This is a genomic window from Mesobacillus harenae (assembly GCF_013343715.1).
GTDB lineage: Bacteria > Bacillota > Bacilli > Bacillales > Cytobacillaceae > Mesobacillus_A > Mesobacillus_A harenae.
This window is the reverse complement of sequence record NZ_JABUNR010000009.1, coordinates 51,475-77,753: the sequence shown is the minus strand read 5'-3', so window position 1 is coordinate 77,753 and position 26,279 is coordinate 51,475. Positions and strand designations below refer to the sequence as shown.

General features: G+C 37.1%; 32 protein-coding genes and 1 other annotated feature. Of the genes, 26 read left to right on the top strand and 6 right to left on the bottom strand.

From position 1 onward, the window contains the following. The first annotated feature begins 66 nt into the window (after window positions 1-66). From HRJ06_RS12280 to HRJ06_RS12235, 10 genes are all read left to right on the top strand, one after another. On the top strand, window positions 67-918 hold the full coding sequence (locus HRJ06_RS12280) for a carbohydrate ABC transporter permease (protein WP_338421088.1): 852 nt from the start codon (window positions 67-69) through the stop codon (window positions 916-918). A gap of 40 nt (window positions 919-958) precedes the next feature. Then, window positions 959-1,792 carry a carbohydrate ABC transporter permease gene (locus HRJ06_RS12275; RefSeq protein ID WP_242035229.1) on the top strand — a complete coding sequence of 278 codons (834 nt, stop codon included), beginning with the start codon at window positions 959-961 and terminating at the stop codon, window positions 1,790-1,792. A gap of 68 nt (window positions 1,793-1,860) precedes the next feature. After that, window positions 1,861-2,655 carry an SDR family NAD(P)-dependent oxidoreductase gene (locus HRJ06_RS12270; RefSeq protein WP_338421094.1) on the top strand — a complete coding sequence of 265 codons (795 nt, stop codon included), beginning with the start codon at window positions 1,861-1,863 and terminating at the stop codon, window positions 2,653-2,655. Between the two features lie 949 nt (window positions 2,656-3,604). Then, window positions 3,605-4,453 carry a VOC family protein gene (locus HRJ06_RS12265; RefSeq protein ID WP_174733222.1) on the top strand — a complete coding sequence of 283 codons (849 nt, stop codon included), beginning with the start codon at window positions 3,605-3,607 and terminating at the stop codon, window positions 4,451-4,453. Between the two features lie 30 nt (window positions 4,454-4,483). Continuing rightward, window positions 4,484-4,672, top strand: a complete 189-nt coding sequence (locus HRJ06_RS12260; protein WP_174733221.1) for a hypothetical protein — start codon at window positions 4,484-4,486, stop codon at window positions 4,670-4,672. Between the two features lie 55 nt (window positions 4,673-4,727). Further along, the gene (locus HRJ06_RS12255) at window positions 4,728-5,327 is read left to right on the top strand and encodes an NADPH-dependent FMN reductase (RefSeq protein ID WP_174733220.1); all 600 of its coding nucleotides are present in this window, start codon (window positions 4,728-4,730) and stop codon (window positions 5,325-5,327) included. A gap of 49 nt (window positions 5,328-5,376) precedes the next feature. Beyond that, the gene (locus tag HRJ06_RS12250; protein ID WP_174733368.1) at window positions 5,377-5,805 is read left to right on the top strand and encodes a DoxX family protein; all 429 of its coding nucleotides are present in this window, start codon (window positions 5,377-5,379) and stop codon (window positions 5,803-5,805) included. Window positions 5,806-5,889: 84 nt separating this feature from the next. Then, entirely contained in the window at window positions 5,890-6,753 is an 864-nt protein-coding gene (locus tag HRJ06_RS12245; protein WP_174733219.1) for an SDR family oxidoreductase, read from the top strand. 319 nt (window positions 6,754-7,072) lie between these two features. After that, window positions 7,073-7,561: a CBO0543 family protein gene (locus HRJ06_RS12240; RefSeq protein WP_174733218.1), complete on the top strand. Its 489-nt coding sequence runs from the start codon at window positions 7,073-7,075 to the stop codon at window positions 7,559-7,561. Beyond that, window positions 7,558-8,025, top strand: a complete 468-nt coding sequence (locus HRJ06_RS12235) for a CBO0543 family protein (RefSeq protein WP_174733217.1) — start codon at window positions 7,558-7,560, stop codon at window positions 8,023-8,025. The genes HRJ06_RS12240 and HRJ06_RS12235 overlap by 4 nt, the downstream gene beginning before the upstream one ends. A gap of 576 nt (window positions 8,026-8,601) precedes the next feature. Here the strand turns inward: HRJ06_RS12235 and HRJ06_RS12230 are convergent. The 3 genes from HRJ06_RS12230 to HRJ06_RS12220 all read right to left on the bottom strand — a co-directional run bounded on the left by HRJ06_RS12230 (window position 8,602) and on the right by HRJ06_RS12220 (window position 10,348). After that, window positions 8,602-9,195: an STAS domain-containing protein gene (locus tag HRJ06_RS12230; RefSeq protein WP_338421093.1), complete on the bottom strand. Its 594-nt coding sequence runs from the start codon at window positions 9,193-9,195 to the stop codon at window positions 8,602-8,604. A gap of 33 nt (window positions 9,196-9,228) precedes the next feature. Further along, window positions 9,229-9,432: a hypothetical protein gene (locus HRJ06_RS12225; protein WP_174733215.1), complete on the bottom strand. Its 204-nt coding sequence runs from the start codon at window positions 9,430-9,432 to the stop codon at window positions 9,229-9,231. Window positions 9,433-10,135: 703 nt separating this feature from the next. Then, window positions 10,136-10,348, bottom strand: a complete 213-nt coding sequence (locus HRJ06_RS12220) for a hypothetical protein (protein ID WP_174733214.1) — start codon at window positions 10,346-10,348, stop codon at window positions 10,136-10,138. A gap of 165 nt (window positions 10,349-10,513) precedes the next feature. On the opposite strand from HRJ06_RS12220, the gene HRJ06_RS12215 reads away from it, so the two are divergent. From HRJ06_RS12215 to HRJ06_RS12200, 4 genes are all read left to right on the top strand, one after another. Beyond that, window positions 10,514-10,747, top strand: coding sequence for a DUF3953 domain-containing protein (locus tag HRJ06_RS12215; protein WP_174733213.1), 234 nt, complete (start codon window positions 10,514-10,516; stop codon window positions 10,745-10,747). Window positions 10,748-11,254: 507 nt separating this feature from the next. Continuing rightward, window positions 11,255-11,650, top strand: a complete 396-nt coding sequence (locus HRJ06_RS12210) for a VOC family protein (RefSeq protein ID WP_174733212.1) — start codon at window positions 11,255-11,257, stop codon at window positions 11,648-11,650. Between the two features lie 104 nt (window positions 11,651-11,754). Continuing rightward, the gene (locus HRJ06_RS12205) at window positions 11,755-12,303 is read left to right on the top strand and encodes a GNAT family N-acetyltransferase (RefSeq protein ID WP_174733211.1); all 549 of its coding nucleotides are present in this window, start codon (window positions 11,755-11,757) and stop codon (window positions 12,301-12,303) included. Between the two features lie 100 nt (window positions 12,304-12,403). Further along, the gene (locus tag HRJ06_RS12200; protein ID WP_174733210.1) at window positions 12,404-12,748 is read left to right on the top strand and encodes a hypothetical protein; all 345 of its coding nucleotides are present in this window, start codon (window positions 12,404-12,406) and stop codon (window positions 12,746-12,748) included. Window positions 12,749-12,816: 68 nt separating this feature from the next. On the opposite strand, the gene HRJ06_RS12195 is transcribed toward HRJ06_RS12200, so the two are convergent. Next, a complete protein-coding gene (locus HRJ06_RS12195) occupies window positions 12,817-13,257 on the bottom strand; it encodes a cell wall hydrolase (RefSeq protein WP_174733209.1) in 441 nt (146 codons plus the stop codon). 398 nt (window positions 13,258-13,655) lie between these two features. Between HRJ06_RS12195 and HRJ06_RS12190 the strand changes: the two genes are divergently transcribed. The 9 genes from HRJ06_RS12190 to tyrS all read left to right on the top strand — a co-directional run bounded on the left by HRJ06_RS12190 (window position 13,656) and on the right by tyrS (window position 20,979). Beyond that, window positions 13,656-14,444 carry an enoyl-CoA hydratase/isomerase family protein gene (locus HRJ06_RS12190; RefSeq protein ID WP_197969944.1) on the top strand — a complete coding sequence of 263 codons (789 nt, stop codon included), beginning with the start codon at window positions 13,656-13,658 and terminating at the stop codon, window positions 14,442-14,444. Window positions 14,445-14,804: 360 nt separating this feature from the next. Beyond that, window positions 14,805-15,296 carry a DUF2975 domain-containing protein gene (locus HRJ06_RS12185; RefSeq protein WP_174733208.1) on the top strand — a complete coding sequence of 164 codons (492 nt, stop codon included), beginning with the start codon at window positions 14,805-14,807 and terminating at the stop codon, window positions 15,294-15,296. 15 nt (window positions 15,297-15,311) lie between these two features. Further along, window positions 15,312-15,536 (top strand): helix-turn-helix domain-containing protein, encoded by a 225-nt coding sequence (locus HRJ06_RS12180; RefSeq protein WP_174733207.1) that lies wholly within the window; start codon window positions 15,312-15,314, stop codon window positions 15,534-15,536. A gap of 180 nt (window positions 15,537-15,716) precedes the next feature. Next, complete coding sequence (locus tag HRJ06_RS12175; RefSeq protein ID WP_174733206.1) at window positions 15,717-16,298, top strand: TetR/AcrR family transcriptional regulator; 582 nt, start codon at window positions 15,717-15,719, stop codon at window positions 16,296-16,298. Between the two features lie 20 nt (window positions 16,299-16,318). Continuing rightward, window positions 16,319-16,660 carry a DMT family transporter gene (locus HRJ06_RS12170; protein WP_174733205.1) on the top strand — a complete coding sequence of 114 codons (342 nt, stop codon included), beginning with the start codon at window positions 16,319-16,321 and terminating at the stop codon, window positions 16,658-16,660. Then, complete coding sequence (locus tag HRJ06_RS12165; protein WP_174733204.1) at window positions 16,661-16,975, top strand: DMT family transporter; 315 nt, start codon at window positions 16,661-16,663, stop codon at window positions 16,973-16,975. Window positions 16,976-17,381: 406 nt separating this feature from the next. Next, window positions 17,382-18,713 (top strand): MATE family efflux transporter, encoded by a 1,332-nt coding sequence (locus HRJ06_RS12160; protein WP_174733203.1) that lies wholly within the window; start codon window positions 17,382-17,384, stop codon window positions 18,711-18,713. A 214-nt stretch (window positions 18,714-18,927) separates the two neighbouring features. After that, window positions 18,928-19,440 (top strand): MarR family transcriptional regulator, encoded by a 513-nt coding sequence (locus tag HRJ06_RS12155; protein ID WP_174733366.1) that lies wholly within the window; start codon window positions 18,928-18,930, stop codon window positions 19,438-19,440. Between the two features lie 16 nt (window positions 19,441-19,456). After that, window positions 19,457-19,678 (top strand) — a binding site (T-box leader). Between the two features lie 44 nt (window positions 19,679-19,722). Further along, window positions 19,723-20,979 carry a tyrosine--tRNA ligase gene (gene tyrS, locus HRJ06_RS12150; RefSeq protein WP_174733202.1) on the top strand — a complete coding sequence of 419 codons (1,257 nt, stop codon included), beginning with the start codon at window positions 19,723-19,725 and terminating at the stop codon, window positions 20,977-20,979. Between the two features lie 643 nt (window positions 20,980-21,622). Here tyrS and HRJ06_RS12145 read toward each other — a convergent pair. Both HRJ06_RS12145 and HRJ06_RS12135 read right to left on the bottom strand, forming a co-directional pair. Beyond that, window positions 21,623-21,805 (bottom strand): helix-turn-helix domain-containing protein, encoded by a 183-nt coding sequence (locus HRJ06_RS12145; RefSeq protein WP_174733201.1) that lies wholly within the window; start codon window positions 21,803-21,805, stop codon window positions 21,623-21,625. Window positions 21,806-22,433: 628 nt separating this feature from the next. Further along, window positions 22,434-22,985 (bottom strand): GbsR/MarR family transcriptional regulator, encoded by a 552-nt coding sequence (locus tag HRJ06_RS12135; RefSeq protein WP_338421087.1) that lies wholly within the window; start codon window positions 22,983-22,985, stop codon window positions 22,434-22,436. A 245-nt stretch (window positions 22,986-23,230) separates the two neighbouring features. Here HRJ06_RS12135 and HRJ06_RS12130 point away from each other — a divergent pair, with 245 nt between their 5' ends. Genes HRJ06_RS12130 through HRJ06_RS12120 form a run of 3 tightly spaced genes read left to right on the top strand, consistent with a single transcriptional unit; the run spans window position 23,231 to window position 26,209 of the window. Then, window positions 23,231-24,472, top strand: coding sequence for a quaternary amine ABC transporter ATP-binding protein (locus HRJ06_RS12130; RefSeq protein ID WP_174733200.1), 1,242 nt, complete (start codon window positions 23,231-23,233; stop codon window positions 24,470-24,472). Between the two features lies 1 nt (window position 24,473). Then, window positions 24,474-25,322: an ABC transporter permease gene (locus HRJ06_RS12125; RefSeq protein WP_174733199.1), complete on the top strand. Its 849-nt coding sequence runs from the start codon at window positions 24,474-24,476 to the stop codon at window positions 25,320-25,322. After that, window positions 25,322-26,209 (top strand): glycine betaine ABC transporter substrate-binding protein, encoded by an 888-nt coding sequence (locus HRJ06_RS12120; RefSeq protein WP_174733198.1) that lies wholly within the window; start codon window positions 25,322-25,324, stop codon window positions 26,207-26,209. Before HRJ06_RS12125 ends, HRJ06_RS12120 begins: the two co-directional genes overlap by 1 nt. The last annotated feature ends 70 nt before the right edge of the window (window positions 26,210-26,279 follow it).

Genomic DNA, 26,279 nt, shown 5'->3' with positions numbered 1-26,279 from the left:
TGGCTTCTAATAGATTAGGCGGTGGTTCCCATCGAAAGAAAGGTGACAAGAAAAGATTTACCTTTAGTGTTATTGTTCTTAATCCCTGGGCTGCTCATATTTGGCCTGGTAATCGTAATTCCTTCTGGCTTTGCGGTAAGTTACAGCTTTTATGAAGCAAGAAGCTTTGTTGGGCAGCCAACCTTTGTTGGATTGAATAATTATCTGGTGTTATTGCAGGATTCCCGGTTCTGGCGTGATGTTTGGCAAACATTTGTCTATGCTTTTGGTTCAGTCTCATTGCAGATTATTGTTGGAATCGTGATTGCTCTAGTTCTAAACCAACAGTTTAAAGGGCGAGACTTTCTACGGGGAATCTCGGTCGTTCCTTATATCATTCCGGTTATCGTTGTAACGATTGGCTGGGAATGGATTCTTGATACGAACTTCGGCGTAGTTAATCAGTTTATCAGTTCGATAGGTTTAGAGAAAATTCAATTTGTCTCCATTGATTTGGCGATGTTCACAGCGATCATGCTGTCAGTATGGACATGGACTCCATTTGTCACACTCGTTTTCCTTTCAGGATTGCAAACGATTTCGCATGATTTATATGAAAGTGCAACATTAGACGGCGGAAATAGCTGGCAGCAATTTTGGTATATTACCATGCCAATGTTAAAAGACCTGCTAATTACAATCGTACTTTTGCGGGGAATCTGGATGTTCAACAAGTTTGACCTCATGTGGCTGCTGACAGGCGGAGGTCCGCTCGAAAGGACCGAAACATTGCCAATCTACATTTATATAAAAACTTTTAAACTTAATCAAGTTGGATATGGAGCCACAGTGGCGATTTCTTCTGCCATTATCATGATGATCGTGATGTTTATCTACTTGAAAGTCACCAGTCCAACAAAGGTGAAAGAGAATGGATAATCGATGGCCTGATAAGGAATTTCTATGTAAGGAGATGTAAATGTTGAGAAAAAGCCTTCGTGGAAAAATTACCCTGTACATTCTCGCAATTACTGTTTTCATTTATTCATTTTTTCCGATTTATTGGATTACGATCTCACCTTTACGGGGTGGAGATGGATTTTTTACACATAGCACAGCATTGTGGCCAACTGCTTTCGACTTGACCTATTTTATTAACATATGGAATGAAACGAATTTCCCTTTGTATTATAAAAATAGCTTTATTGTTGCTGGTGCTACAACAATCGTTACGATCATCTTTTCAAGTTTAATTGCCTATGTCCTGACCCGGTTTCGGTTTAGGGGTAAGAGTTTACTGTTAAATAGTATGTTAATTGGATACATGCTCCCGCAAATGTTATTGGCCATTCCTTTGTTAGGTATTTTCATTTCGTTTGGGATAGAAGATTCATTGACAGGTCTAACTATAGCGCATATTGCACTTACTTTACCCTTTGGAGTCTGGATGCTAAATAGTTTCTTTAAAACGATCCCCTTTGAATTAGAAGAGAGCGCTTGGATGGATGGAGCTAGCCGGTTTCAAGCATTATACCGGGTCATCGTTCCATTGATTATCCCTGGAATTATTAGTGTAGGCGTGTTTTCCTTTATCGTCTCCTTCACTGATTATACATTTGGCTTAATGCTTGTTTCTTCTGAAACGAATAAAACGATTCCCATCGGGCTTGCTGGTATAAAGGAGTCGACTTCCCTGCAGCGGGGCGAACTGCTGGCAGGAGCTGCGATGATCATCGTTCCAATGGTCATCCTATTTTCCTTCGTGACCAAATATTTTGTAAAGGGCTTAACCTCCGGTGCGGTAAAAGGATAGGCTTGCAGCTAATAATTAAAAGAAAGAACGCAGCTTAGAGGGAGGGGATTTCTACGTTTGAATTGGATGTGAAGGACCTTACAGTTGTAATAACCGGTGGCAGCAGCGGAATTGGCATGGCAATCAGTAAAGCGTTTCTTGCCAATGGAGCCAATGTAATCAATTGGGACGTACAAGAATCCGAGGAAGCCCATCTCATTTCGGTGGCCAATCCAAGCCAGTATCTATTTTGTAAAACAGATATCTCAGCAGAAGACTCAATCCTGCAAGCTTTAAAGCATATTCCTGAAAAGGTAGATGTGCTCGTGAACAATGCAGGGATCATCATTAAAAGCCAGTTAAAGGATGTCCAACTAGAGGACTGGGATCGGATCTACGATATTAATGTAAAGGGAACCATGCTGGCCAGTAAACACTTGCTGCCGAAAATAAAAAGGTCAACAAGAGGCAGAATTATAAATCTATCATCAATGACTGCAAAAATCGGACTGGAAACGTATAGCCTTTATTCCTCAACTAAAGCGGCCGTTTCTAATTTAACAAAAGTATGGGCGTTGGAACTTGCTTCAGAAGGTATAACTGTTAATGCACTATGCCCTGGATGGGTGGATACACCAATGAAAGAAGGGTTAATCCAGACGATAGCTGAACTTCACAATTTGCCGGCAGAGAAAGCAGAGAAAACGATATTGGAACATGTCCCACAGAAAAGGTTCATCCAACCAGACGAAATCGCCTTCACCTGCCTGTTCTTAGCCAGTACACTCGCAAAAGGAATAAGCGGACAAGAGCTTTCTATAGATTCCGGGTTAACCCAAATGTTAAAACCTGGATTACATGTAAATAATAGGGAAGAGTTGTAAAGAGGTTGATTGAGCTCTGTTCGGGGGTTACATCATTAGAATTATTGTAAATGGGAGCCACTCTATTGCGTAGTCACTGGAGTGGTTATCTGTCACATTCGTTTACTTAATGAATTTTTTTAACTGGCTGAATACTCTCTCTAGGGGTAATTATAACCCCCCTCCTTAATTTACAGGGGGGAAGGGTTATTTCTTTAGTCCTATTATAGAGACTGCTCTTCTTGTTAAAAAGGTATTAAAAATTGAAAGTTAAAACAAATACCAAAAAAGAAGCAAAATAGTGAGAGTGAAGTCCGATATTTATCTAGTTTAGAATGTGCCTTTCATTTAAAAAAACTTGTGAAATTATTCACTTAATCTATTCAAAAGGTTTTGTTTAATAGAAGGACGATTTTCAAATACATACAACAAATTATCACTTCTAATAGATTAATGCACCGTGTAACGCGTACTTTCTGTATCAAAAAATATTGATGTTATGTCCAAGTTTTTAATCTTTGATTTAACCAAACTTATTTCGTTATCAGCTTTTAATTTCAAACAGACTTCCTCTATCATAAATTCAATGAATTAATTTTTAATGTAATATAACTTTTCTCCCTTTCACCAACTAATATTGCTCCTCTGTTGGTTATACATCCCGTTTTTCAATTCCTTCGCTCTCCAAATCCTTTAACCGTTCGGGTAGAAATCTACCACTTTTATTCAATCTCACAAAAACGTTGAGATCCAGACAGAAGCGGGTAACTGATGAAACCCGTCCACCTTTGACATTTTCAAATTTAGAGCAAATCGACTTACCGAATGAAATCAATTCCTTACTTGTATTAACATTAATTTATTTTTTGTATGTTAGTTACTTGACTATCGTTATACACGATAATATACTAACTTACATAAAGTAACTAACTTATATTTATTTTATAAGATCGATTGGAGGTGACGAAAAATGAATTTGCATCGTGAACCTATTACATTTGTAGGTCAAGTAAACCTAAAAGTACAAAACATCGAACGTTCTATCGCATTCTATAAAGAAGTCATCGGCTTTAAGGTGTTGGAACAATCGGAAAGAACCGCTAACTTAACTGCGGATGGAAAAACTACTTTGCTATCAATGGAACAACCAGATGATGTTGTTCCAAAGAAAGGAAGAACGACGGGGTTATATCACTTTGCACTACTACTACCTAGAAGATCTGATTTAGCTAAAATAGTGCAGCACTTTGTGGAAATTGGAGTGCAATTAGGTTCTTCCGATCATCTAGTCAGTGAGGCTCTTTATTTATCAGATCCAGATGGAAATGGAATTGAAATCTATGTGGACCGTGATCCTTCCGAGTGGAATTGGAATAAGGGTGAGGTTGAAATGACAGTTGATCCCTTAAACTTCGCTGACCTCCTATCTTACGGGAAACAGCAGTCTTGGAAAGGTCTACCATCTGAAACGGTCATGGGGCATATCCATTTACATGTATCGGAACTGAAAAAAACTGAAGAGTTTTATATCAAGGGACTTGGATTTGAAATTGTTAACCGATATGGCACACAGGCACTTTTTATTTCCGATGGTAAATACCATCATCATATTGGCTTAAATACTTGGAATGGCGTCGGTACAGCTTCACCGCCTCCTAATAGTGCAGGGTTGGAATCATTTACCCTAATGCTTTTAAGTGAGGACAAGAAAAATAAAATTATTGCACAGTTGAAGGCAATTGGGGCATTCATTTCAGAAGAAAATGGTTTTGTCTTTACTACAGATCCATCAGGAAATCGTATTCGTTTAATAGTCTAAAATAGCTAGGGGATAAATATTACGAGGCGTATGAAAGAGAGTATTAAAAAGTCAGGGATTGAACTTGGTATTTATACACTTGGAGATTTAGGATTGTATACGGTTACAGGGGAAAAACATGTGAGGAGAAAGAATGAAGGAAATGATTGGGCAGCCAAACTTACAGATGAAACAGGACTAGACGTGAGGATTGCCAATTGTAAAGAAACAGCTAAGTGAAGTATTTAATCTATTAATATATTACTTATTCAACAATAAACAAGGTGGGGGAAAAATGGGCTTTTTTGATAAATTTTTTCGGAATTTAGATAAGGAGGAAGTAACAATGACAAATGAAAAGCTAAATATAGGCATTATCTTAGGAAGCACACGCCAAGGGAGAGTGAGTCCACAAGTAGGAGAATGGGTAAAAGAAATTGCTAATCAACGTGGAGATGCAAATTATGAAATAGTGGATATTGTTGATTTTGACTTACCGTTTTTAGGAACAACTGACGGGTCAGAATCTGGAATTGCAGCTTGGAATGAAAAACTTGCTAACTTTGATGGATTTGTGTTCATCGTACAAGAGTACAATCACAGCATTACTGGTGCATTGAAAAATGCCATTGATTCAGCACGTGAAGTTTGGTACGACAAAGCGGCTGGTATTGTAAGTTATGGATCAACTGGTGGAGCTCGTGCCGCTGAACATCTTCGAGGAATACTTGCCGAACTAAAAGTGGCGGATGTTCGAACACACCCAACCTTAAGTTTATTTACAGACTTTAAAAATGGAACGGAGTTTAGTCCACAAGATTTACATCTAAATAATGTTAATTCCATGCTTGAGGAAGTTGTTGCATGGAGCAGTGCATTAAAAACCTTAAGATAAAGAACAAACTAGTAAGAATAAAATTTTTAATCATAAAGGAGAATGAATGATGGTACAAAAATATGAAGTGAGCTTATTAATTATTCGCGTATTTTTAGGAGTAACGTTTTTATTCCATGGTATGGCTAAATTCCAGATGGGACTTGGTAATGTAGCAGGATGGTTTGAAAGTATTGGTATTATCGGCTTCTTAGGTTATGTTGTTGCCTTTATTGAACTTTTTGGTGGAATTGCCTTGATATTAGGAATTGGCACTAGAATTATTTCAACATTAATTGGCTTGGTTTTGTTAGGTGCCATTTTTACTGTTAAATTCCCCATCGGATTCATAGGTGCTGAAGCAGCAGGTTATGAATTAGACCTAGCTTTATTGGCAATGGCTGCTGTCCTAGTTATTAGCGGTAGTCAACTACTTGCATTGGATAATAAACTGTTTGGAAATAAAAACGAGAAATCTAGTACAAGAATTAATGCTTAACAAATACGTTATTTAATAGGTATGGCAATTCCTGAAAGTTCAGCAATAGGGAGGCTTTTAAAATATTATATCGGGGGAATAGATATGAAAATGTTAGTTACAGGAGCAACAGGAAAATTAGGTTCTAAAATTATGGAAACTTTATTAAAAATGGTACCAGTAAACCAATTAGCTGTTAGTGTTCGTAACCCTGAAAAAGCAGATGGATTACGGGCTCGAGGTGTAGATGTACGATATGGTGATTTTGATCATCCGGAAACACTTGATGCCGCTTTTTCTGGTGTTGATCGCTTGCTAATCATTTCCACTGATGGAGATGATGAAACAAGAATTCGTCAGCATACAAATGCAATTTCAGCAGCCGAACGAGCAGGTGTAAATTTTATTGTTTATACTAGTATTACAAACGCAAAGGAAAGTAAATTATTCCTTGCTCCTACTCATAAGGCCACAGAAGAAGCAATCTTAAAAACAGGCATTCCTTATTCTTTCCTACGAAACAATTGGTACTTGGAAAATGAAATACCCAGTATTCAAGGTGTTCTCGCTGGAGCTCCTTGGGTGACATCAGCAGGAAATGGAAGAGTAGGATGGGCACTACAACAAGATTATGCAGATGCTGTTGCTGCAGTATTATCTGGCGAAGGGCATAAAAACACAGTCTACGAACTTTCTGGAAAAGTATTAACTCAAGAAGAATTTGCAGCTGTACTTGGCACAGTTCTTGGCAAAGAAGTACCTGTGAAACAAGTTAATGACGAAACGTATGCTGACATTATGAGAGGTGCAGGTGTACCAGATAGTCTTATTCCTTTTCTTGTTGAAATTCAAGATGGTATTAGACAAGGTGCACTTGAAATCGAAAGAAGTGATTTTGAAAAACTTCTTGGTCGTCCAGCTACACCAATTAGTGACGGGCTTACTCAAATTGTTAAAGGGATCTCTTAAAATAAACTTAGTTTAAACCGACCTTTTTTTATTAGAGGTCGGTTTCTATTTTATCCCGATAAAATTCCTGTCCCGGTAACAATTAGAGATATGAGAACTGTACTTAAGCTAAAGGGAGGAGTTTAAGGTTAGTGGCTGCTTTGACAGCCGCTCTTGCTGGTTCCACTAAAAGTGTAGATTTATTACAAGTGATAAATAGCTCCATTAGGCCGCTTTTGGCATTATCATGTCAACGGAAACCAATAATTCTTGAATTCTACGGAAGGAAGTGGTTAATAATAACCTTTAGCTTACTATTAAATAAGAGGGTAGATGATTCATGAATCTTGAGAGATGGATTTTAATTGGAGTTATCCTTATTTCTATCATAGCCGTTTTTACATTAATACCAAGAAACAAAGCAAGGGAAGCCTGGGTCCTATGTTTATTTCTTCAGGTTATTACTCGGCCAGCTGGTTTGTTTGTAGTAGAGAAGGGATGGATTGAATATCCTATTCAATTGCTAAAAGGTGTTAATCAATATAATCGAACAAGCTTGACTTTCGAATTTTTTCTTTTTCCTATTGTAGCGATTATTTTTAGTTTGTATTTTCCAAATGTTAAAAGGTATGGGGCACTTATTTATTATGTATGTTTTGCAGGTTTATTTACAATCATGGAGGTGATACTTGAAAGGTCAACAAGGCTTGTTGAATATCACGGGTGGACATGGTATTGGACATTAATCACCGTCATGATGTCTTTATTTTTGAATCACAAATATTATCTGTGGTATAAACAAAAGCTGATTAAGGTGGATACCAGATGAGTAAAGAATTTTTTATTTTAGCTTTCTCATGGGTTATTTCCATTGTCATATTGCTAAGCGTTTCAAGAGGAAGGATAAGGTTGACTCAAATAACTTTCTTATTTTCTCAAGCATTAGCATGGCTTTTTGAATTTATCCTCGTCTTTTTTGACCTCGTAGAATTCCCTTATAGTGAATTCCAGAATGCAACAAAAATGAATTTTTCACTATATTACTTAATATTTCCAACAGTTGGTGTTTTGTTTATCCGGTTTTATCCTAAACAACCCACTAGGTTAAAGGTGCTATTCCATTATTTGTTTCTCTCCATGGTGATTCCAACGTATTCGTCCTTAGCTGACAAGTATAGTAACCTTTTTCATTCTATCAACTGGAACTGGGGCATCCATGTAGTAGCAGATTTAATTATTTTCTATATTTTAAAGAATATTATATTCTGGTTTCAAAAAGGAATAAATCGTTAGGGGCTTTATTGATTACTTGGTTCGATGTTAAAAAAGTGCAGCCACTTCTTATGATAAATTCGTCATGATAATTATCTATTATGGGGCCAACACCTATATCGACAGTTTTAGCCCATTTCAAATCGCATATCCAATTTTTCTTCTTTAAGTAATAGAACCTCTTTATAAAATTACGCCCTCATTTAGGGCCACTATGATAGACAAGCTTGGATTAAGCGCAAATTTTTGTTTTTCAAAAAGGAACATATGTGTATATGCATTTAATTATAACGGTGAAATAAGAGTTAAAATCAACTTCAGTGAAGAAAAAGAGTCTTAAATTTTGCTGAAAATGGTAGACCTTCTTCAACGAAGACTATTCCGAGTACCATGTCTGTCTATAATTTGTTTGCGAGTTACATCAACTTCTGCTAAAAGTGATTTAATCTTACGACAAAGCCTATAGCTTTTATGCAAGGTGGGCCTTATGTAAAGAATAAAGGGAACGTCCCAATTAAATTGGAACATTCCCTTATTTTCCTCCGAAAATCACAAGCATAGAATATCTTTAAAAAGATTTTGGCGGTTCCACCAGACTTAGTTGAATTTTATGGATTTTATAGCTTGTTTAAGAGTGGATTCAACTTTGATGTCTGAGAAGTCGCTTCGGTATTGAATTGCTTTTTTTGCCAGGTCAGGCCGAATACCTGTAAAAATCATACTTACACCGACTAACTTAAGTGAATCAGCAATTTTCATTAGATTCTCAACACTTTGTGAATCAATGAGGGCAAGGCCGGATAAGTCGAAGATAATATAATCCAATTCTCCTTTTGCTGCTTCGCTCAATGTATGTTCGATTATTCTTGAAGTTCGTTCAGAATCTACCTCGCCAATAAGAGGTAGAATAGCTGTATCATCATAGATCGGCACTAGAGGAACTGATAACATCTGAACCTGCAAGCTTTTCTTTTCTAAATCCAGCACGTTCCCAAGCAAACTGGCCATAGTTATAAATAAGTCCTTATGTTTCTGTGTGAAATGATATGGACGCAAATCCATTCCGCAAAGGGTACCGTAATTTTCTCCATTCTTATAATTAATTGGAACTCCGATGAGAGATCCTCCACCAAGACTTCTTGTAACTTCCATGTCTTTAGTTAAGTCTGAAGAGTTCAAGTTTTCGATGATGAGTGGTTCACGACCACCTTCTACTATAAACTGTCAGAACGAATCGCGGTACAAAGTTTCAAAGCCCGAGGGTAATACAACATCATTTCGATTGAAGGCACTGAGGATGTTTACATCTTTTTTGTCATTTTTAGCAATGAAAAAGGTGTTAACATCTACAAACTTACTTATGAGTGCTAAAACTTCATCAGCAGCTTCTTCAATTGTTTCATATGTTGGGTAAAGTGTATTCGTCATCTTGATCACCTGCTTTCCTTGTTCATTTAATACTAACGCAGATAAAGTAAGAAATAAATCATAACGGGAATCGAAACAATTCATCGTTAAATAATATTGGATTTATAGCCCACTTTTATCCAAAATTAAGTGGAATAATAAATTCATGGATTTTTTAAAACTGGCGGACAGGTGATCGGGAGAAGGTTTAAAGCGTAAAGTGAACCTAAAGGGTCTCAAAAAGGAAGGAGGGACAGCAGCTGTGATCATCTGCCCATTCTCTAATGGGCTAGGTTAACTTAGGAATCGGATTAGCTAATTTTTAGGTTTATACAGCTGCCAATTCACTTTGTATAATGGATATTTATGTTAAAATCATGATGAAGATCGGCTGCAGTGCCAAATTTGATTTACAAGGGATAAAAGTGAATGGTAAAAGAAATGGTCTAACGGAGAATGATGCGAATTATATAATCGTGTTTTAACCTCCATTGTTGTGATTGTGTCATCTTTTTACCTTATTCATGATACATATTCAGACTGTTAGCAGGTTTTTAATAGGGCAAATAAACATTTGGTTCACTTTTCTACCATTAACCTTGGATTGCTTTAAGTGATTGTTGACAACTTGTTATTCTCCCCATCCTTATGACTATAATTTACTAGGGTAAGCGTTAATTGTATCGTAATAAAGCTTTTTTATAATTGAGCAGATTGGTGGAGACTAGTTGAAATTTAGATAATTTGATATTTTCCTATACAAAGATATAACTTCTGGATTTTCCTTTTCGCATTCTTCCCATTGTTTATCGTTTATTTTATAATCCCTAACTATTTCAGATAACAGTTTCATTAATTTTAGGTTCTTAACGCGATCGGGCATATCAGAATTAATTATTTTTTCAAAAACGGCGTTTAACTGCCTAAAAGTTCTCACTTTTTAACCTCCAAGTTGTAAATACTGTTTTGCAAAATATTCACACTAAGTATAACATTTATACACACTCTTCTTTAAGTGGGAAAGTCTAGGATACTTTGTTCAATTTTTAGTCGTTAACCTTCTTGAGCAGGTTTGAATGGTAAGGATAAAAGAGGTGATCGTTTGTTGAAGATTTCACGGTATGTTTTATCAGTAACGGTTCTATTGTTTGCTGCTTATGGTCTAATTACTAAAAATTTTAATTATAACTCTATAATGATATTTTTATTGGGTTTAACGATGTTGGTGATGGGGTTTGAAGAATTTCGAAAGGGTAAAAAAGCAAATGGTTGGCTCTTTGTTGGTGTTTTTCTATTTTCATTTTTTGTATCAATTCAAGGGTTTTTATTAGGCTAGGGCGGATTAGCTGCCTTGTTCAACGGTTACGAAACCAGATAACTCTAACAATCAAAATCATATAAAGTGAGGGACGGTACCTTGAAAAACGATAGTCAAACGGTTCAAAGTGTTAAAGCTGTAACTGAAAAAGAAGTGAGTTTGAGGAAAATATTAAATTTGTTAGGTATATTCATTTTTATTGGATCGGGGTTAACAAGTGTAACACACCCAGTTCCTGAGAAAGAAATAGACGATTTTCTCCTTTTTATTATTGGAAGTGCTACTCTCTATTACTTTTTAGTAAATATATTTCACATAGGACAAATTGGGAGAAAAATATGCTTTATAACTCTTATTCTATTGTTATGTTCAAGTTTATATATGGTTTTTTATCTCTTAGCCAATACAATTCCACACTAAAGAATAGTATTTTAAATGTTTATTCTGATATTAAAGTTAGGGAAATGAGTAGGGTATAGTTTGTGCGAACTAAAGTAAAATCAAAAATGAAAGAAGTGATTTATTATGATTAAATATAAAAGCCTTCATCACGTAAGCCTGTCTGTTTCAGATTTGGGAAAAGCAAAAGATTTCTATGAGAAAATTTTATGCTTAAAAGAAATACCCCGTCCTGATTTTGGTTTTGAAGGTGCTTGGTATCAAATAGAGGAGCAACAGCTCCACTTAATACTCGATCCCTATTCACAGACGATTCGCGAGGATAAGAAACTATCCAGCAGAGAAGGTCACTTCGCCCTTAGAGTGGAGAACTATTATGAAACTGTTAAATGGTTACAAGAGAAGCAAATTGAAATTCTCGAGAAACCCTACAGCAAAAGTGGATTCGCTCAAATTTTCTGCACGGACCCAGACGGGAATTTGATTGAACTGAATGTTGAGCAAAATGATCTTAAAAGATGAAGGCTTAGGAGATAGTGATCTCTAAGTTATTCTTAATTAACAAAGTGGCAGGTTAGTCTGATGAAAAAATAATAGATGTATGAAAATTTACAGGGGGAACCTAAATGTTTATACATAAAATTGATGAAACTATTTCTTTGAAATTGATAGATTTTAATGACGCTGAAAGAATTTTTGAACTTACAGATAAATCAAGAAATTACTTAAGAGAATGGCTGCCTTGGCTTGATTTCACAACAAAGGTCGAGGATACAAAAGAGTTTATCCAAAACAGTTTAAAAGGTTATGCTGAGAATAAAAGTTTAACCACGGTTGTTTTATTCAATGGAGAAATCATTGGCGTTGCGGGCTTTAACACTATAAACTGGTCAAATAAAACAGCATATATTGGGTATTGGATTGGTGAAGAATTTCAAGGTAATAGAATTATCACTAAAGTTGCTAAGGGATTAGCTGATTATGCGTTTAGTCAACTAAACTTAAATAAGGTCGAAATTAGGGCAGCTGTAGAGAATAAAAAAAGTAGAAGCATCCCCGAAAGATTGGGTTTTGTAAATGAAGGAAGGATCAGGCAGGCAGAATGGTTATATGACCACTTTGTTGATCATATTGTTTATGGATTGTTAGCAGATGAATGGAATAAAAATAGATAACCTCTTCTTAAGCGACGTTACGTTAATTCAGGTTTTGTTGAACCTATTGTACAAGCAAGGCAATAAAATAAAACGCTTATCCTGGAGGTGAGACGGTTATATGCATTGTTTTTGTGAGCAAAAAGAAACCTATGAATTAAAAGTCGAGGGGGATGTAGGGGCAGATCCAATATGGTGCAATCAATGTGGGTGTAATATAGATATAGAAGACATACCTATTTCAAATGAGTTAAAAACCGAATTGATGGAATGGGTAACAAAGTACGGAGAATGGATTGATTGGGATATAGATTGGTTAATTCCAAATGGTATTGAACTGGAAGAAAACCATAATATACAAGGTGCTAAATTAACGGCAAAAGTAAAGAAAGAGCTTAGAGGAAAATACAGAATAAAATTTTTCTCATCCACAATGGCACGAAGTTATGCAAATAGAAAATTCTAATTCCTGAGCTGTTCGAAAAAGGGTTAACAAAAAAAACCCCACACAATTTGTAATGTGTGGGGGATTTATTAAAATCTATAAGCACCTTCGCATGTATTAGCTATTGGTTCATAATAACAATGTTGTTTATACTGTCCTGTTAATGGCTGGTTGTACCATGTGGTTGGACATGCAGCATACGGATTAAAATACCAAAGAGCATGCTTGGAAGGGTGTTCCCTCCAATAGTCCAAGGTTTGTTTAGCTAATCTTTTCTCTACACTTCTTGCTCTGTTATAAAAAACATTTCCTTTTTGTACTGCCTCAAAAGAATAATTTCCTCCTTGTACTTGAAAAATGACGTCCCTAATGTTTCGTAACTCTTTAAAGTCTAAACAATCTGCTTTTTCCCGATTAACAATTACATTTCCCACCATTAACATACCCTGTTTTCCTTCACCTTCGGCTTCTGCCCTCATCATCCTTGCCACTAAATCAACGTCACTGTCTGTATATTTTACTCTTACCATTTTCATCACCTCTTAAAAAATTGTATGAAAATAGCCTATAAAGATGTGGGCTTTTTACAAAATTTAATCCTAATGGTCATGAACCCTAACCATGTGCTTTGAAATATCTATAGAGATTCAGAGCAGGCAATATCCATTGAAACTTTAATAACGTAATAATTTATTGGTACAACCAGAAGCTTTTATTAAGGATTTATAGAGGAATTCTTGCTAGGGTTATAGAATTTATCACTTAACTTGGAATAGCTCAACTCACTTACTTTTTTCAGGATTTAATGAGGTGATGTCTGTTAAAACCAGAATATTAGGAACAAAACAGGTCACGCCATGATCAAAAGTCTGTTGAGATCAATGTTTAAGTGAACTGAAAGAAAGAACAAATTTGAGGAGGAATACATATGGAGCATATTATGGTGAATACAGAGAATGGGGTTCGCACACTAACGCTAAACAGGCCTGAGCGTCTTAATGCCGTTAATGATAAACTTAGTGGTGAAATCATCCAGGCCATTTCGGAAGCATCTGCTGACGATGAGGTCCGTGTTATTGTGATAACCGGGAGCGGAAGAGGTTTTTGTGCAGGCCTTGACCTGTCTGATTTTTCGAAGAGAGATCAATCCACAGCATCCCGTCATAAACAAATGGATGAATTGGGCTGGGTGGGGCATCAAGCATTAGGCATCGTTCATTGTGATAAACCGGTTATTGCAGCAATTAATGGGATAGCTGCAGGAGCAGGACTAGCCTTAGCCCTTGCCTGCGATATGCGATTTATGTCTGCTGGTGCAAGGGTAACAGCCGGATACATTCGCCGTGGTCTTAGTCCAGATGCGGGAATGACCTACTTTCTGCCACGTTTGGTAGGAAGCGCAAAGGCTGCAGAATTAATATTTACTGGTCGGGACATTCATCCCGAAGAAGCCGAACGGATTGGTTTGATCAATGGGATCATTCCCGATGAAGAGTTTCATGCTCAGGTTATGAATTTTGCCAAGGAGTTAGCTGAAGGACCACCGGTTGCGTTGACACTTTCCAAAAGATTGCTTGCAGCAAGCCCTGATATGGATCTTACAACGATTTTAAAGCAGGAGTACGCTTCAATTAAAACCTGTTTTGGAACGAAGGACGTCCAGGAAGGGATTATTGCTTTTGCTGAAAAAAGAAAACCCGTATTCCGGGGAGAGTAATTATAGATCAAAAAGGCAATGAATCATTAAGGGAAATGGTTACAATGTAAAACTCATGCTCAATGGAGTGCGTTAATCACTTAAGATTAACGCACTTTTCAGGTTAATGAACAAACTTATTAATCTTCAACTAGATAATCCTTGGATTTTAGAATAAATGAAACCAGCTATCGAGGAATAGGTGAACAAACTAAAAATGAATAGTTCATAGCTAAAGAGTATTTCTTGAGAAATGCTTTTTATTTCGCTCGAATATTTACATAACAACAATAATATATTAAAAAATAATATTAATTTATTGTAAAACAATAAACTTACTGTTAAAATCAAATTAACAACAAATTATGTGAGGTGCTTTTTATGAAACGTGGTTCAACACTCTTTTTAAAGGTAGCTGTCATTTTCATTGGCATTCCGGTTCTTGCTTTGTGTCTATTTCTGTTGCCACAGATAGCGGGTGAAGCAAATGAAGCAGCAGAAAGAGGCTCTGATATCGCTTATGTGGTATACGGCATTTTAATGGTTATGTATGTTTCGGCGGTACCATTTTACTTCGCTTTGTATCAATCCTTTAACCTCTTAAACTACATTGACAAGAACCAAGCTTTCTCTGAATTATCTGTAACAGCTCTAAAGAAAATCAAAAACTCTGCCCTCGTAATCAGTGGCTTATATGTGGTAGCAATCCCATTCGTCTATATCCTAGCGGAGGTAGATGACGCACCAGGTCTCATACTCATCGGAATGGTGATGATTTTTGCTCCCATGGTTATCGCAGTCTTTGCTGCCGTTCTCCAAAGACTTTTACAAGATGCAATCGATATAAAATCGGAAAATGATTTAATAGTCTAATCTGAGGTGAATAGTATGGCAATTATAATTAATATTGATGTGATGCTTGCTAAAAGGAAAATGAGCGTTACAGAACTTTCTGAAAGAGTTGGGATCACCATGGCTAATCTTTCTATATTAAAAAATGGAAAGGCAAAAGCAATCCGGCTATCTACGTTAGAAGCAATTTGTAAGGCATTAGAATGTCAGCCTGGGGATATTTTAGAATACAAAAATGACGAAGGTACTACTGTGGAATAAAGAAATTTGGTTACGGATAATAAGAGTTATAAACCATGCTGCCATTTCGGTAGTTTTTTTGTTTTTTTATCAAACGGGGCTGCTACGCCTGTTTAGTGTTCGATAATAACCTAAAATTGATTTGACTTAAAAATGAAGAAGTGTTAATTTTACCTTACGACCGTTCGGAAGGATGATAATATGAGCTCAGCTCAAATTAAAGAGGTTTCTTTGAGGCATTTCGCAGTTAGTGGATACGAAGGGACATCTATGGCACAAATTGCGGATGAAGTAGGAATTAAAAAACAGTCCATTTACACTCATTTCAAAGGAAAAGATGAGCTTTTTCTTCAGTTATGTACGGACGCTTTTGAGAATGAAATAAAATTCGTTATAACTTTTATAGAAAGTAACAGGGCTAGACCTATTAAGGAGTTCTTATTAAATTTTCTTCTAGAGTGTAAAGACAGATATGGGAAACTAGACTCGACTCAATTTTGGGTTCGTACGGCGTTTTTTCCGCCTATGCATCTCAATAATCAGGTGATGAAATATGTGTATGAATACCTGGATAAGCTAGAAGAACTTTTGCTGCCGATTATCGAGAACGCGATAAAAGAAGGAGAAGTTAGTTCAACACTGGATGAACATCAAGCCACTGCCGCATTTTTGGGGGTATTAGATGGGATCTTCGTTGAAATGTTATATGGGGGTCCCGAACGCTTGCAGAAAAGATTAGATGCCTCTTGGTATCTGTATTGGCGTGGACTTTCGAAAGATTAAGTGTTTTGGAGGAATCTTAAATGAATCGAAATTGGGCATATGTTGCTATCGCGGGTATTCTTGAAATCTTTTGGGCCATGGGGCTTAAATATTCAGATAACATACTTGCTTGGGCAGCCACTTTGTTTCTAATCTATTTATCCTTTGTCGTGCTGATTAGAGCTACAAAAGAAGTACCTGTTGCTACCGCTTATGCTGTCTTTACGGGTATAGGAACAGCAGGAACTGTTGTAATTGATATGATCGTGTTTGGAGAGCCTTTCAGTTGGACAAAAATATTTTTCATCCTATTACTGCTGATTGGCGTATTGGGCCTAAAACTTGTCACCACAGAATCAGCAAATAAGGAAGGTGCTGTATAAATGGGTTGGTTTTTTCTAATAATCGCTGGAGCCTTTGAAATAGTTGGTGTAATTGGTATGAATCTTATAAATAAATATGGGAATTTAAAATCCTATATCATATTATTTATTGGTTTCTTTCTTAGTTTCGGTTCTTTAGCATTAGCTATGAAAACTCTTCCTATGGGACTGTCCTATGCAGTTTGGACAGGGATAGGGACAGTAGGAGGAACAATCGTAGGGATGTTGTTTTATAAAGAACCTAAAGATTGGAAACGAATTTCTTTTATAGGAATTATCCTAGCATCTGTAATTGGCTTAAAATTGACATCGTAAATTTGTAAAAAAACAGCTGCGGGTCAACAGGTTTTTTCTTGTTAAGTGTTAGGGAAGTGGGCAAACTGTTCCAGTTGTCCGCATGCCCCCCCCCGGAAAGCGAGCAAACAAGTATAAAAGACCATTATGAAAAAAGACTTCAGACATCTTATCTGGACGGGGATGTATCCATGCTACCCTTGCGCGGATTGTATAAAATGACCAACGCACCATTTCTAAACAAATACAAAAAGACGGCTATCACCGGTCTGGGCCTCCGATCGAATTAGGAGTGCTCGATAAGTCCGTCATTCAAGACGAAACAGGTAGTTACTTGGATTCAAAATCAGGTCTAAAGAAAAGATTGACCTTCAAGCAACTTTAAGGTTTATGCTTTCTCTTGTAATACCTGCAGGAGGAATAACAGATGAATGAATCACATGAAGGCTTGAAACATCAACCTGTTAAAAAAGTATTTTTTCAATATTTTTTTCCATCGTTATTAGGAATGATGTTGATGTCAGTGAATATCCTCATCGATGGAGTGTTTGTCGGTAACGGGGTTGGATCGGAGGGGCTTGCTGGTGTAAACCTAGCTATGCCGGTCTTCTCACTGATATTTTCGGTCGCGTTGTGGATCGGCATCGGAGGGGGGACCCTGTATTCAATCCATATCGGAGGAGATGATCTGGTTAAGGCGAGGAGCGTATTTTCACTGGCCGTTTCCAGCACCCTTGTGCTTTTATTCGTTATCGGAGTCATCGGTTACTTTAACGTAGAGGTTATTGCGAATTTGCTCGGTGCTAATGCTGATACTCTTCCCCATACGGTTAAATACTTGACGATTCTGTTCCTGCTCGGCTGGCTGATAGCTATCCAGCAGCTGCTCAGTATCTTCGTCCGAAATGATGGCAGTCCTACGTTGTCGATGGTCGCCCTCGGCGTGACTGCAATCGTGAATATCTTGCTGAACTACTATATGATCTTTATCTTAGAGCTAGGTGTATTTGGGGCGGCCCTTGCGACTGTCCTTGCAAGTTTCGTTGGTTTACTTGTTCTTTTTCTCCACTTTTTCAAAATGCATACGAATTTACGCCAGTTTTCGTTCCAATGGTCATGGCGGAAGCTCGGAAGCATTTTCTCAATTGGATTTCCAAGCTTCCTTGCCGAAGCGGGGTTCCTTGTGTTTATCATCGGCTACAACTTAACGATTGTCGGCTTGCTTGGGACGGAAGGAGTCGCAGCTTTCTCAGTCGTCAACTATTTGCATGGCTTCATGTTCTTATCATTTTTCGGAATTGAGGCAGCACTTCAACCGATGATTAGTTACTATCATGGTGCAAAGGAAAAAGGACGCATTAAAGAGAGTCTGAAGATTGGTGAGAAAGCATCATTCTTTTTGGGGGGAACTCTGCTTATCATTGGGTTGATTGCTGCTCCTTTGCTTGTCTCACTCTTTGGCCTAGAATCAGAGGAAGTCCGTAATTTGGCAACTCAAGGAATCCGATTGTTTTTCATTGGTTATTTGTTCCTAGGTTTCAATTTCGTCTACATGACTTATTTTCAGTCCATCGGTGACATTCGTTCATCGACCATCATTATCATTTTGCGAAGCTTCGTTTTCTTATTGCTTCTGTTGTTGGTGCTGCCCAAATTTATCGGCATCGCTGGAGTCTGGCTTGCGCTTCCGCTTGCCGAAATGCTTGTTGCAACGCTGATCTTCTTTATCGCAAAACAAGTGATGACGCAAACAGGATAAAAATTGGTTCTCGCTAGCCGAGGACCATTTTTATGGAGAAGATCAACAGCTAAGGTTAGAAAAGCTTTAAAATTAAAAGTGGAAAGCAACACATTAACAAATTTTAAATCATTTTGGAAATATTTTTAACGATAGCTGTCTTGCAATGGCTATTATTTTTTGGTAATATCGTTTCATAGCTAATGATTATGAAAATTCACAGAGGTGATGCCATATTCACTCATTTAATAATGATGGAGAACTGCTTCCTGAAGAACTAGATACAATCAATCGTTTAACTAAGGCTCCTATTCATTTGCTTAGTCTAGATGCTATCGCAGTTGCAACCAATATATATAGGATTGCCCAAGGATTGAGAAACAAAATGGAACGGGAAGTCCTATCTAAATATGGACTATCCTGGACCGCATTTTCAATTGTTTACGATTTGTGGATATGGGAATCAATGGAGACAAGAAAACTAGCCGAGTCAGCTGGCGTCTCAAAGGCAACAGTAAGTAATATAACGAAAACGCTTGAACAAAAAGGCCTATGCTATAGAAGAAGTGATAACAGAGACAGAAGAATTACTTATGTTGTGTTAACAGACGAGGGAAGACAAGTAATGGAAGACCTTTATCCACGCTTCCATAAAGGGGAAGTCGAAATTGTATCTGGTTTATCAGAAGAGGAACAAAAAGGGATGACCAAATTACTTAGAAAAGTAATTAGGGATAATCATTTTTAAAAAACAATAGAATATAGAAAAAGCTATGACTGGAAATCCAGTAGTAGTTATCTACCTGTATACAGAGAGTCGATGGGTGGTGCAAATCGATACAAAGATAACACGAATTACATTCCGTGAGCTTTCTTTGCGAAACAAAATGCAGCAAAGAACGGGCGAGCCGTTAATCGTTGAGTGGAAGGGCTCTGTCCTTCAATAAGGGTGGTACCGCGTGCAAAAGTAAAACCACGTCCCTTTTTTTAGGGGATGTGGTTTTTTATATTTATTTTAGGAGGCAAAAAGATGAATCAGTTTATTCAACAATTAACCGAAGAACAACAACAAAAGGTAAAAAGACAAATGGCTATCTATAGTCATGGGGTCCAAGAAATAATTCCAACAGAAGAGTTAGAAAATAAAGTCGCAAAGTCCATCTTAGAAAACAAACCACTGAAAATAAAATTAGGCTTAGATCCTTCTGCTCCAGATGTCCATTTAGGACACACGGTAGTCCTTAATAAAATTAGGCAGTTTCAAGAGAATGGTCATATTGTTCAACTAATTATCGGTGACTTTACTGGAAAAATTGGAGACCCTACAGGTAAGTCTGTTGCTAGAAAACAATTAACGGATGAAGAAGTTAAGCATAATGCCAAAACATACTTCGAACAATTTGCAAAAATTATCGATATGGAAAAGGTCGAATTACACTATAACTCTAAATGGTTATCAAAATTAAACTTTGAAGATGTTATTCAGCTAGCTGGAAAAATAACTGTAGCAAGACTTTTAGAAAGAGATGATTTTGAAGAAAGAATTGCTCTTGGAAAGCCAATATCCCTGCACGAATTCTTTTACCCTCTTATGCAAGGATATGATTCGGTCATATTAGAGTGTGATATTGAAATGGGTGGAACAGATCAGCATTTTAACATTTTGATGGGTCGGCATTTCCAAGAAAAGTTTGGAAAAGAAAAGCAAATAGCTTTGTTAATGCCATTATTAGAGGGACTTGATGGTGTCGAGAAGATGTCAAAATCGAAGAAAAACTACATCGGGATCGATGAAAGTCCACAAGAAATGTACGGAAAAGCGATGTCTATTCCAGATGAGTTAATGAATAAATATTTCGAATTAATAACTGATTTTCCACCGAAAAAAATTCAGCTTATTAAAGAGCAATTGGACACAGGTGAGTTACATCCGAGAGATGCGAAAATGTTACTTGGGAAAACAATCGTAAGAATGTACCACGGTCAGGATGCAGCAGAACGAGCAGAACAGCATTTTATCTCGGTCTTTCAAAAAGGATCAATACCAGATGAGATTCCTGAACTCGAGTGGCAAGGAAATAGGGAAGCTTCCATCATTGAACTTTTAGTAGGATTGCAAATGTTAACCTCAAAGAGTGAGGCCAGGAGAATGATTGACAATAGAGGAGTTAAAGTAAATGGAAATCAGATAGACGACCCACAATTGCAGTTGGAAATCACAGACGGCTTAATCGTTCAGGTAGGGAAACGCAAATTTGTAAAAGTGAAGATAAAAGCAAATAGTTAACTGTTGAGTAATATATTTAAGGGTCTGCCTATTTTCATTGATGTACCACAAAGGAGAGCAAGCGACGTTAGCAGTTTAGTGGGAAAGCACATGTAAGCCCTATGAGTAATCATAAAAGCTGCTTTTTTAAAAATCAGTGTGGAAATGACAGGCGTATTGGCATTGTTATTGGTAAATAAAAAAGTAAAACTCGCCATAGTATTTGGCGAGTTACTTTATTATGAATATATTTATGTAAAAGCTCACTGGTTCACCGTAATGCTTCAAAATCAGTCTTCCTTTTTTGAGATAAAACTTACTCCCTTTTAAATGGGATGTCTTGTCCTAAATTGAGTAACTAGCAAAAGTAAAATAAACGGAGATTTTCCCGTTATATGAAGAATGGCGCTTCTGTTGGGGTAAATAGAGGGAGTTTTTCCACCTATTCATTGCAAAATTACCTATTTCTCTTTTTTGAGTAAAATAAGAGGAATTTCTCCTTCTATTTAATCTATTTTCATAGCTATTGACTAGTTAAGGGGAATTTTTCCGTTTATTTATAAGATCGGGAGCTTAACCTGATCACCCAGCCGATAAGTTCAGTCCCTATTGATCATGGATGATGGAATCAGCAGCTATTTATATTTTCTTATTAAGCAAGCAATTATAGTCTTTCTCCTCTTTTTAACTTCTCAATGAACTCAGTTATATCTTCTTTTTTTACCCGCCAGTGCCGTCCTATTTTAAAGGCAGGAATCTTTCCTTCCTGAACCAATTTATATGTACTCATTTCGCTTAGCTGCAGATATTCAGCAACCTGGGAAACGGTCATGATTTCTTTTTCCATGGTATCCCTCCACAAGCAAAGATTTAACATACCTTTTATCATACTATAATTACAACCGAATTACCGGTTTATATAGTCAGGTATACTCAACTATAAATCGTTATATTTGAAAAAGCATTATTGGATTCAGAGTTAGATAGTGATTTAATGGGATTAAGCAGACAAAACCGGTTTTTCTGTTTGGAAAAGGTTGAATTATAATTAGAGGATAGATAAGAAGGGAGCAGGTAGGATGGAAAAAGTATAAAATGGCAAGTCAGAAGAAGCGATGGAGTACTACACATCGCTTAATACATAGATTGAGAATGAATGTGTAAAGGGAAAATGATGTACTTGTGAAGAAGAATTTGATCATGCCTTTATAGGATTACAGCTTCAGAAAAAAGTTCGGCTGGTTAGATGATCGCTTCGGAGTGTCATGGCCTTTGTAATATAAAATAATGTTGTCCCGATTGATACTAATTATAAAAAAACCAACCTGCTAAATAGAGGCTAGTCCTAAATTCAAGAATACGTGGTGAGGTAAAAATAAGGCATTCCCTTTATTTATTATATCGGTTCAGGGTTTTAAAATAATCGACCTACTTGACTAAGATGTCAGGAAGGTAACATATCGACTCGTTTCCTCTTAATCCTTTTTCTTTTCAATCGGAATAAAGTTTAGTATTTCCTTTGTCTCAAAGCTGTCGATGAGTCTGTTTTGCCAATCGTAATATTCTAGCCTTTCTTCAAGCTTTTTAATATCGATTAGGGCCTGCTCACGGATTTTATCCGAAGTCTGTGGGTCATCAATAAGTTGTTGTAATTTGGCAATGGATTTTTCCATCGCACTGTTATTCATCGTAATGGCTATACGCCATTTGATTGTGAAGAAGTCAAAAAAGCACTCATACCAATCTTCTTTAATTGAATATAAATCCTTCCTTTCCCCCTTCACCCAAACTTTCTCCACCATATTTAAATCAAGTAAGCTTCTTACCGAAACACTCATACTTGTTTTACTCATGCCGAGTTCTTCTTTCATTTCATCAAGTGTTAGCGGTTTATTTGAATAAAACAGGAGGCCGTATAACCGTCCAGCGGAAGGAGTAAGTCCATAAAGGTCTATATTTTGAGCAATTGCATCTATAACCATAGTTCTAGACCTTTCTAAGGTTTCAATATCATTCAAACATTTCACATCCTAACTATTTTTTAATATGTAAATCCAAGATTACATATTCATGAAAGAAATGTAAAGGTTCCCCTTGCTATCAGATAAGGAGTAATAAGGAGGATATGTAAGCATTTAATCTGTATAATGCGTACGGTTATTTCTGTACGTATTATACAATCAATAAAGACCGAATACGCTGTTTGAACAAAAATAGGTAATAAGTCTATAATTAGGAAAGTCCTAAGCGACAAATTAAATGGGGTGAAAGAATGGAAGAAAATCAAATAAAGATAAAAGTCAGTGATGTTACCAAGATCTTTGGAAAATCATCCAAGAAGGCTTTACAGTTAATAAAGGAAGGGAAATCCAAGGACCAAATATTAAAGGAAACGGGCTCAACGGTCGGGGTAAACCGAGCATCCTTTGAAGTGAAAACCGGTGAAATATTCGTCATTATGGGGTTATCCGGGAGTGGCAAGTCTACGTTAGTTAGATTGCTAAATCGTCTTATTGAACCAACATTAGGTCAAGTTCTTATTGATGGTAAAGATGTTGTGAAGTTGAATAAGGAAGAACTAAGGGAAGTAAGAAGAAAGAAAATTAGTATGGTCTTTCAAAAGTTTGCATTGTTTCCTCACAGGACTGTGCTTGAGAACGTTGAGTATGGTTTAGAGATTCAGGGTGTGGAAAAGGCCGATAGAAGTAAAAAGGCAACAGAAGCCTTAGAATTAGTAGGACTTAAAGGGTACGAAAATCAATACCCAAGCCAATTAAGTGGCGGAATGCAGCAGCGTGTGGGACTAGCGAGAGCACTGGCAAATGATCCTGATGTTCTTTTAATGGACGAAGCTTTTAGCGCATTGGATCCGTTAATTCGAAAAGATATGCAGGATGAGTTGCTAGAATTACAGTCCACTATGGAGAAAACGATCGTCTTTATTACCCATGATTTGGATGAAGCACTTCGTATTGGTGACAGAATTGCCCTTATGAAGGATGGTAACATCGTACAAATTGGGACACCTGAGGAAATATTAATGAACCCTTCCAATGATTATGTTGAGAGATTCGTAGAGGACGTTGATCTTTCGAAGGTACTAACTGCACAACATGTAATGAAACGTGCTGAAACCGTTCAAGTTGATAAGGGTCCACGTGTGGCACTTAAATTAATGAAGGATTTAGGAATTTCATCGATATATGTTGTGGGCAAACAGCAAAATCTTCTCGGTGCAATTACCGCAAAAGATGCCTCAAAAGCAGCTGAAAATAATGAGTCAATAAATGCCTTCTTACACACGGATATAAATGTGGTTGGAACAGAAACCTTATTAATCGATTTATTTGATAAAGTGTCATCATCGATCATTCCTGTTGCGGTGACAGATGAAAAAAACCGGTTAAAAGGAATCCTAATTAGAGGTGCTGTTATCGGTGCTCTTACGGGTAACGGGCAATATATAAATCAGGTTGCTGAACCTGATGCAACAATCGTTAAGGAGGTAATGTAAAATGGAAGGAATTTTACCGAGGCTTCCTTTAGGAGAATGGATAGATAGCTTAGTTGATTGGATGACTGCCACGTTTGGCGGAGTGTTTGATGGCATATCTGATGGTGTTGAATTTTTTGTTGAAGGTATCGTATCAGGTTTAGGCTTTATCCCATCTATTATATTAATTATTCTTGTAAGTTTACTAGCTTGGAAGGTTTGTAATTGGAAAATTGCTTTATTTGCTATATTAGGTTTATTTCTCATTGATAATTTAGGTTACTGGGAAGAAATGTTAGAAACGCTGTCTTTAGTTTTAACAGCAGTGTTGATTTCCATCGTAATCGGGGTTCCAGTTGGAATTTGGGCATCACAAAGTGAAAAAGTAAGGCATGTAGTAACACCTATACTTGATTTTATGCAAACCATGCCAGCTTTCGTTTATTTACTGCCAGCCATCTTTTTCTTTAGTATTGGGGTGGTGCCAGGGGTTATTGCATCTGTCATTTTTGCAATGCCACCGACCATTCGATTAACTGTACTAGGAATTAAGCAGGTTCCAGCAGATTTAATAGAAGCATCAGAAGCATTTGGATCAACAACCAAGCAAAAGCTGTTAAAGGTTGAATTACCCCTAGCTATGCCAACGATTATGGCTGGGATTAATCAAAGTATCATGCTTGCGTTATCAATGGTGGTAATCGCATCCATGGTTGGGGCGCCTGGACTCGGTACAGAGGTTTACCGTGCCGTTACGCAGATTAAAACTGGAGTCGGGTTTGAAGCTGGTTTGGCAATCGTTGTTATTGCTATTTTGCTAGACCGGATTACACAAAATATAGGTAAGAAAAAACAAGGGGGAAATGCTTAATGTTAAAAAAATTAGTAGGATTTACATCAGCACTAGCTCTAACATTTGGATTAGCAGCCTGCGGGGGAAATGAAGAAGGAAGTTCATCTGAATCAGTTGGTGAACAGGTTGATTACAAAATTGTCGGAATTGACCCAGGTGCAGGGTTAATGAAATTAACGATTGATGAGGTATTACCAGAATACGGACTTGATGAGTGGGAAGTTGTGGAGAGTTCAAGTGCTGCAATGGCAGCAGCTTTGAAAAAAGCGTATGACAAAGAGGAGCCAATCATTGTAACAGGCTGGAGCCCACACTGGAAGTTTGCAAGCTACGATTTGAAATATCTAGAAGATCCAAAGGGTATCTATGGTGGAGCAGAAGATGTTAACACGATTGTACGTCAGGGATTAAAGGAAGATCACCCTGATGCTTATAAACTTCTTGATCAATTTAACTGGGAGCCGGAACATATAGAAACAGTAATGAATTTAATTCAAGAAGGCAATGAACCAGCTGATGCAGCAGCACAATGGGTAAGCGAAAATGAAGAGTTAGTTAGCACCTGGACGGAAGGGGTTAACGAGGTTGACGGTGCAGAAATAAAGATGCTTTATGTCGCATGGGATGATGTAATCGCAGGCACACATGTTGTAGAAAATGTACTTGAAAGTGTTGGATATGAAGTAGATTTAGTTCAAATTGATGCAGGTCCAATGTGGGCTGGTATAGCAGACGGCAGCGGTGATGCAATGGTAGGTGCATGGCTGCCAACGACTCACGCTGACTACTACGCTGAATACGAAGGAAAGTTTGAAGACCTAGGTCCAAACCTTACCGGAACAAAGCTAGGATTAGTCGTTCCAGCATACATGGATATTGACTCAATTGAAGATCTAAAAGAATAAATATAACTAAAGAAAAGATAGCTGAAACTCATTAGCTATCTTTTCTTTTTGTATATTTTTCAACTGTACA

Coding starts and splice junctions, on each gene's coding strand:
- HRJ06_RS12275 (WP_242035229.1), top strand. CDS start 959: ATGTTGAGAAAAAGCCTTCGTGGAAAAATTACCCTGTACATTCTCGCA.
- HRJ06_RS12265 (WP_174733222.1), top strand. CDS start 3,605: ATGAATTTGCATCGTGAACCTATTACATTTGTAGGTCAAGTAAACCTA.
- HRJ06_RS12260 (WP_174733221.1), top strand. CDS start 4,484: ATGAAAGAGAGTATTAAAAAGTCAGGGATTGAACTTGGTATTTATACA.
- HRJ06_RS12255 (WP_174733220.1), top strand. CDS start 4,728: ATGGGCTTTTTTGATAAATTTTTTCGGAATTTAGATAAGGAGGAAGTA.
- HRJ06_RS12250 (WP_174733368.1), top strand. CDS start 5,377: ATGGTACAAAAATATGAAGTGAGCTTATTAATTATTCGCGTATTTTTA.
- HRJ06_RS12245 (WP_174733219.1), top strand. CDS start 5,890: ATGAAAATGTTAGTTACAGGAGCAACAGGAAAATTAGGTTCTAAAATT.
- HRJ06_RS12240 (WP_174733218.1), top strand. CDS start 7,073: ATGAATCTTGAGAGATGGATTTTAATTGGAGTTATCCTTATTTCTATC.
- HRJ06_RS12235 (WP_174733217.1), top strand. CDS start 7,558: ATGAGTAAAGAATTTTTTATTTTAGCTTTCTCATGGGTTATTTCCATT.
- HRJ06_RS12225 (WP_174733215.1), bottom strand. CDS start 9,432: ATGACGAATACACTTTACCCAACATATGAAACAATTGAAGAAGCTGCT.
- HRJ06_RS12210 (WP_174733212.1), top strand. CDS start 11,255: ATGATTAAATATAAAAGCCTTCATCACGTAAGCCTGTCTGTTTCAGAT.
- HRJ06_RS12205 (WP_174733211.1), top strand. CDS start 11,755: ATGTTTATACATAAAATTGATGAAACTATTTCTTTGAAATTGATAGAT.
- HRJ06_RS12200 (WP_174733210.1), top strand. CDS start 12,404: ATGCATTGTTTTTGTGAGCAAAAAGAAACCTATGAATTAAAAGTCGAG.
- HRJ06_RS12195 (WP_174733209.1), bottom strand. CDS start 13,257: ATGGTAAGAGTAAAATATACAGACAGTGACGTTGATTTAGTGGCAAGG.
- HRJ06_RS12190 (WP_197969944.1), top strand. CDS start 13,656: ATGGAGCATATTATGGTGAATACAGAGAATGGGGTTCGCACACTAACG.
- HRJ06_RS12185 (WP_174733208.1), top strand. CDS start 14,805: ATGAAACGTGGTTCAACACTCTTTTTAAAGGTAGCTGTCATTTTCATT.
- HRJ06_RS12180 (WP_174733207.1), top strand. CDS start 15,312: ATGGCAATTATAATTAATATTGATGTGATGCTTGCTAAAAGGAAAATG.
- HRJ06_RS12175 (WP_174733206.1), top strand. CDS start 15,717: ATGAGCTCAGCTCAAATTAAAGAGGTTTCTTTGAGGCATTTCGCAGTT.
- HRJ06_RS12170 (WP_174733205.1), top strand. CDS start 16,319: ATGAATCGAAATTGGGCATATGTTGCTATCGCGGGTATTCTTGAAATC.
- HRJ06_RS12165 (WP_174733204.1), top strand. CDS start 16,661: ATGGGTTGGTTTTTTCTAATAATCGCTGGAGCCTTTGAAATAGTTGGT.
- HRJ06_RS12160 (WP_174733203.1), top strand. CDS start 17,382: ATGAATGAATCACATGAAGGCTTGAAACATCAACCTGTTAAAAAAGTA.
- tyrS (WP_174733202.1), top strand. CDS start 19,723: ATGAATCAGTTTATTCAACAATTAACCGAAGAACAACAACAAAAGGTA.
- HRJ06_RS12145 (WP_174733201.1), bottom strand. CDS start 21,805: ATGGAAAAAGAAATCATGACCGTTTCCCAGGTTGCTGAATATCTGCAG.
- HRJ06_RS12130 (WP_174733200.1), top strand. CDS start 23,231: ATGGAAGAAAATCAAATAAAGATAAAAGTCAGTGATGTTACCAAGATC.
- HRJ06_RS12125 (WP_174733199.1), top strand. CDS start 24,474: ATGGAAGGAATTTTACCGAGGCTTCCTTTAGGAGAATGGATAGATAGC.
- HRJ06_RS12120 (WP_174733198.1), top strand. CDS start 25,322: ATGTTAAAAAAATTAGTAGGATTTACATCAGCACTAGCTCTAACATTT.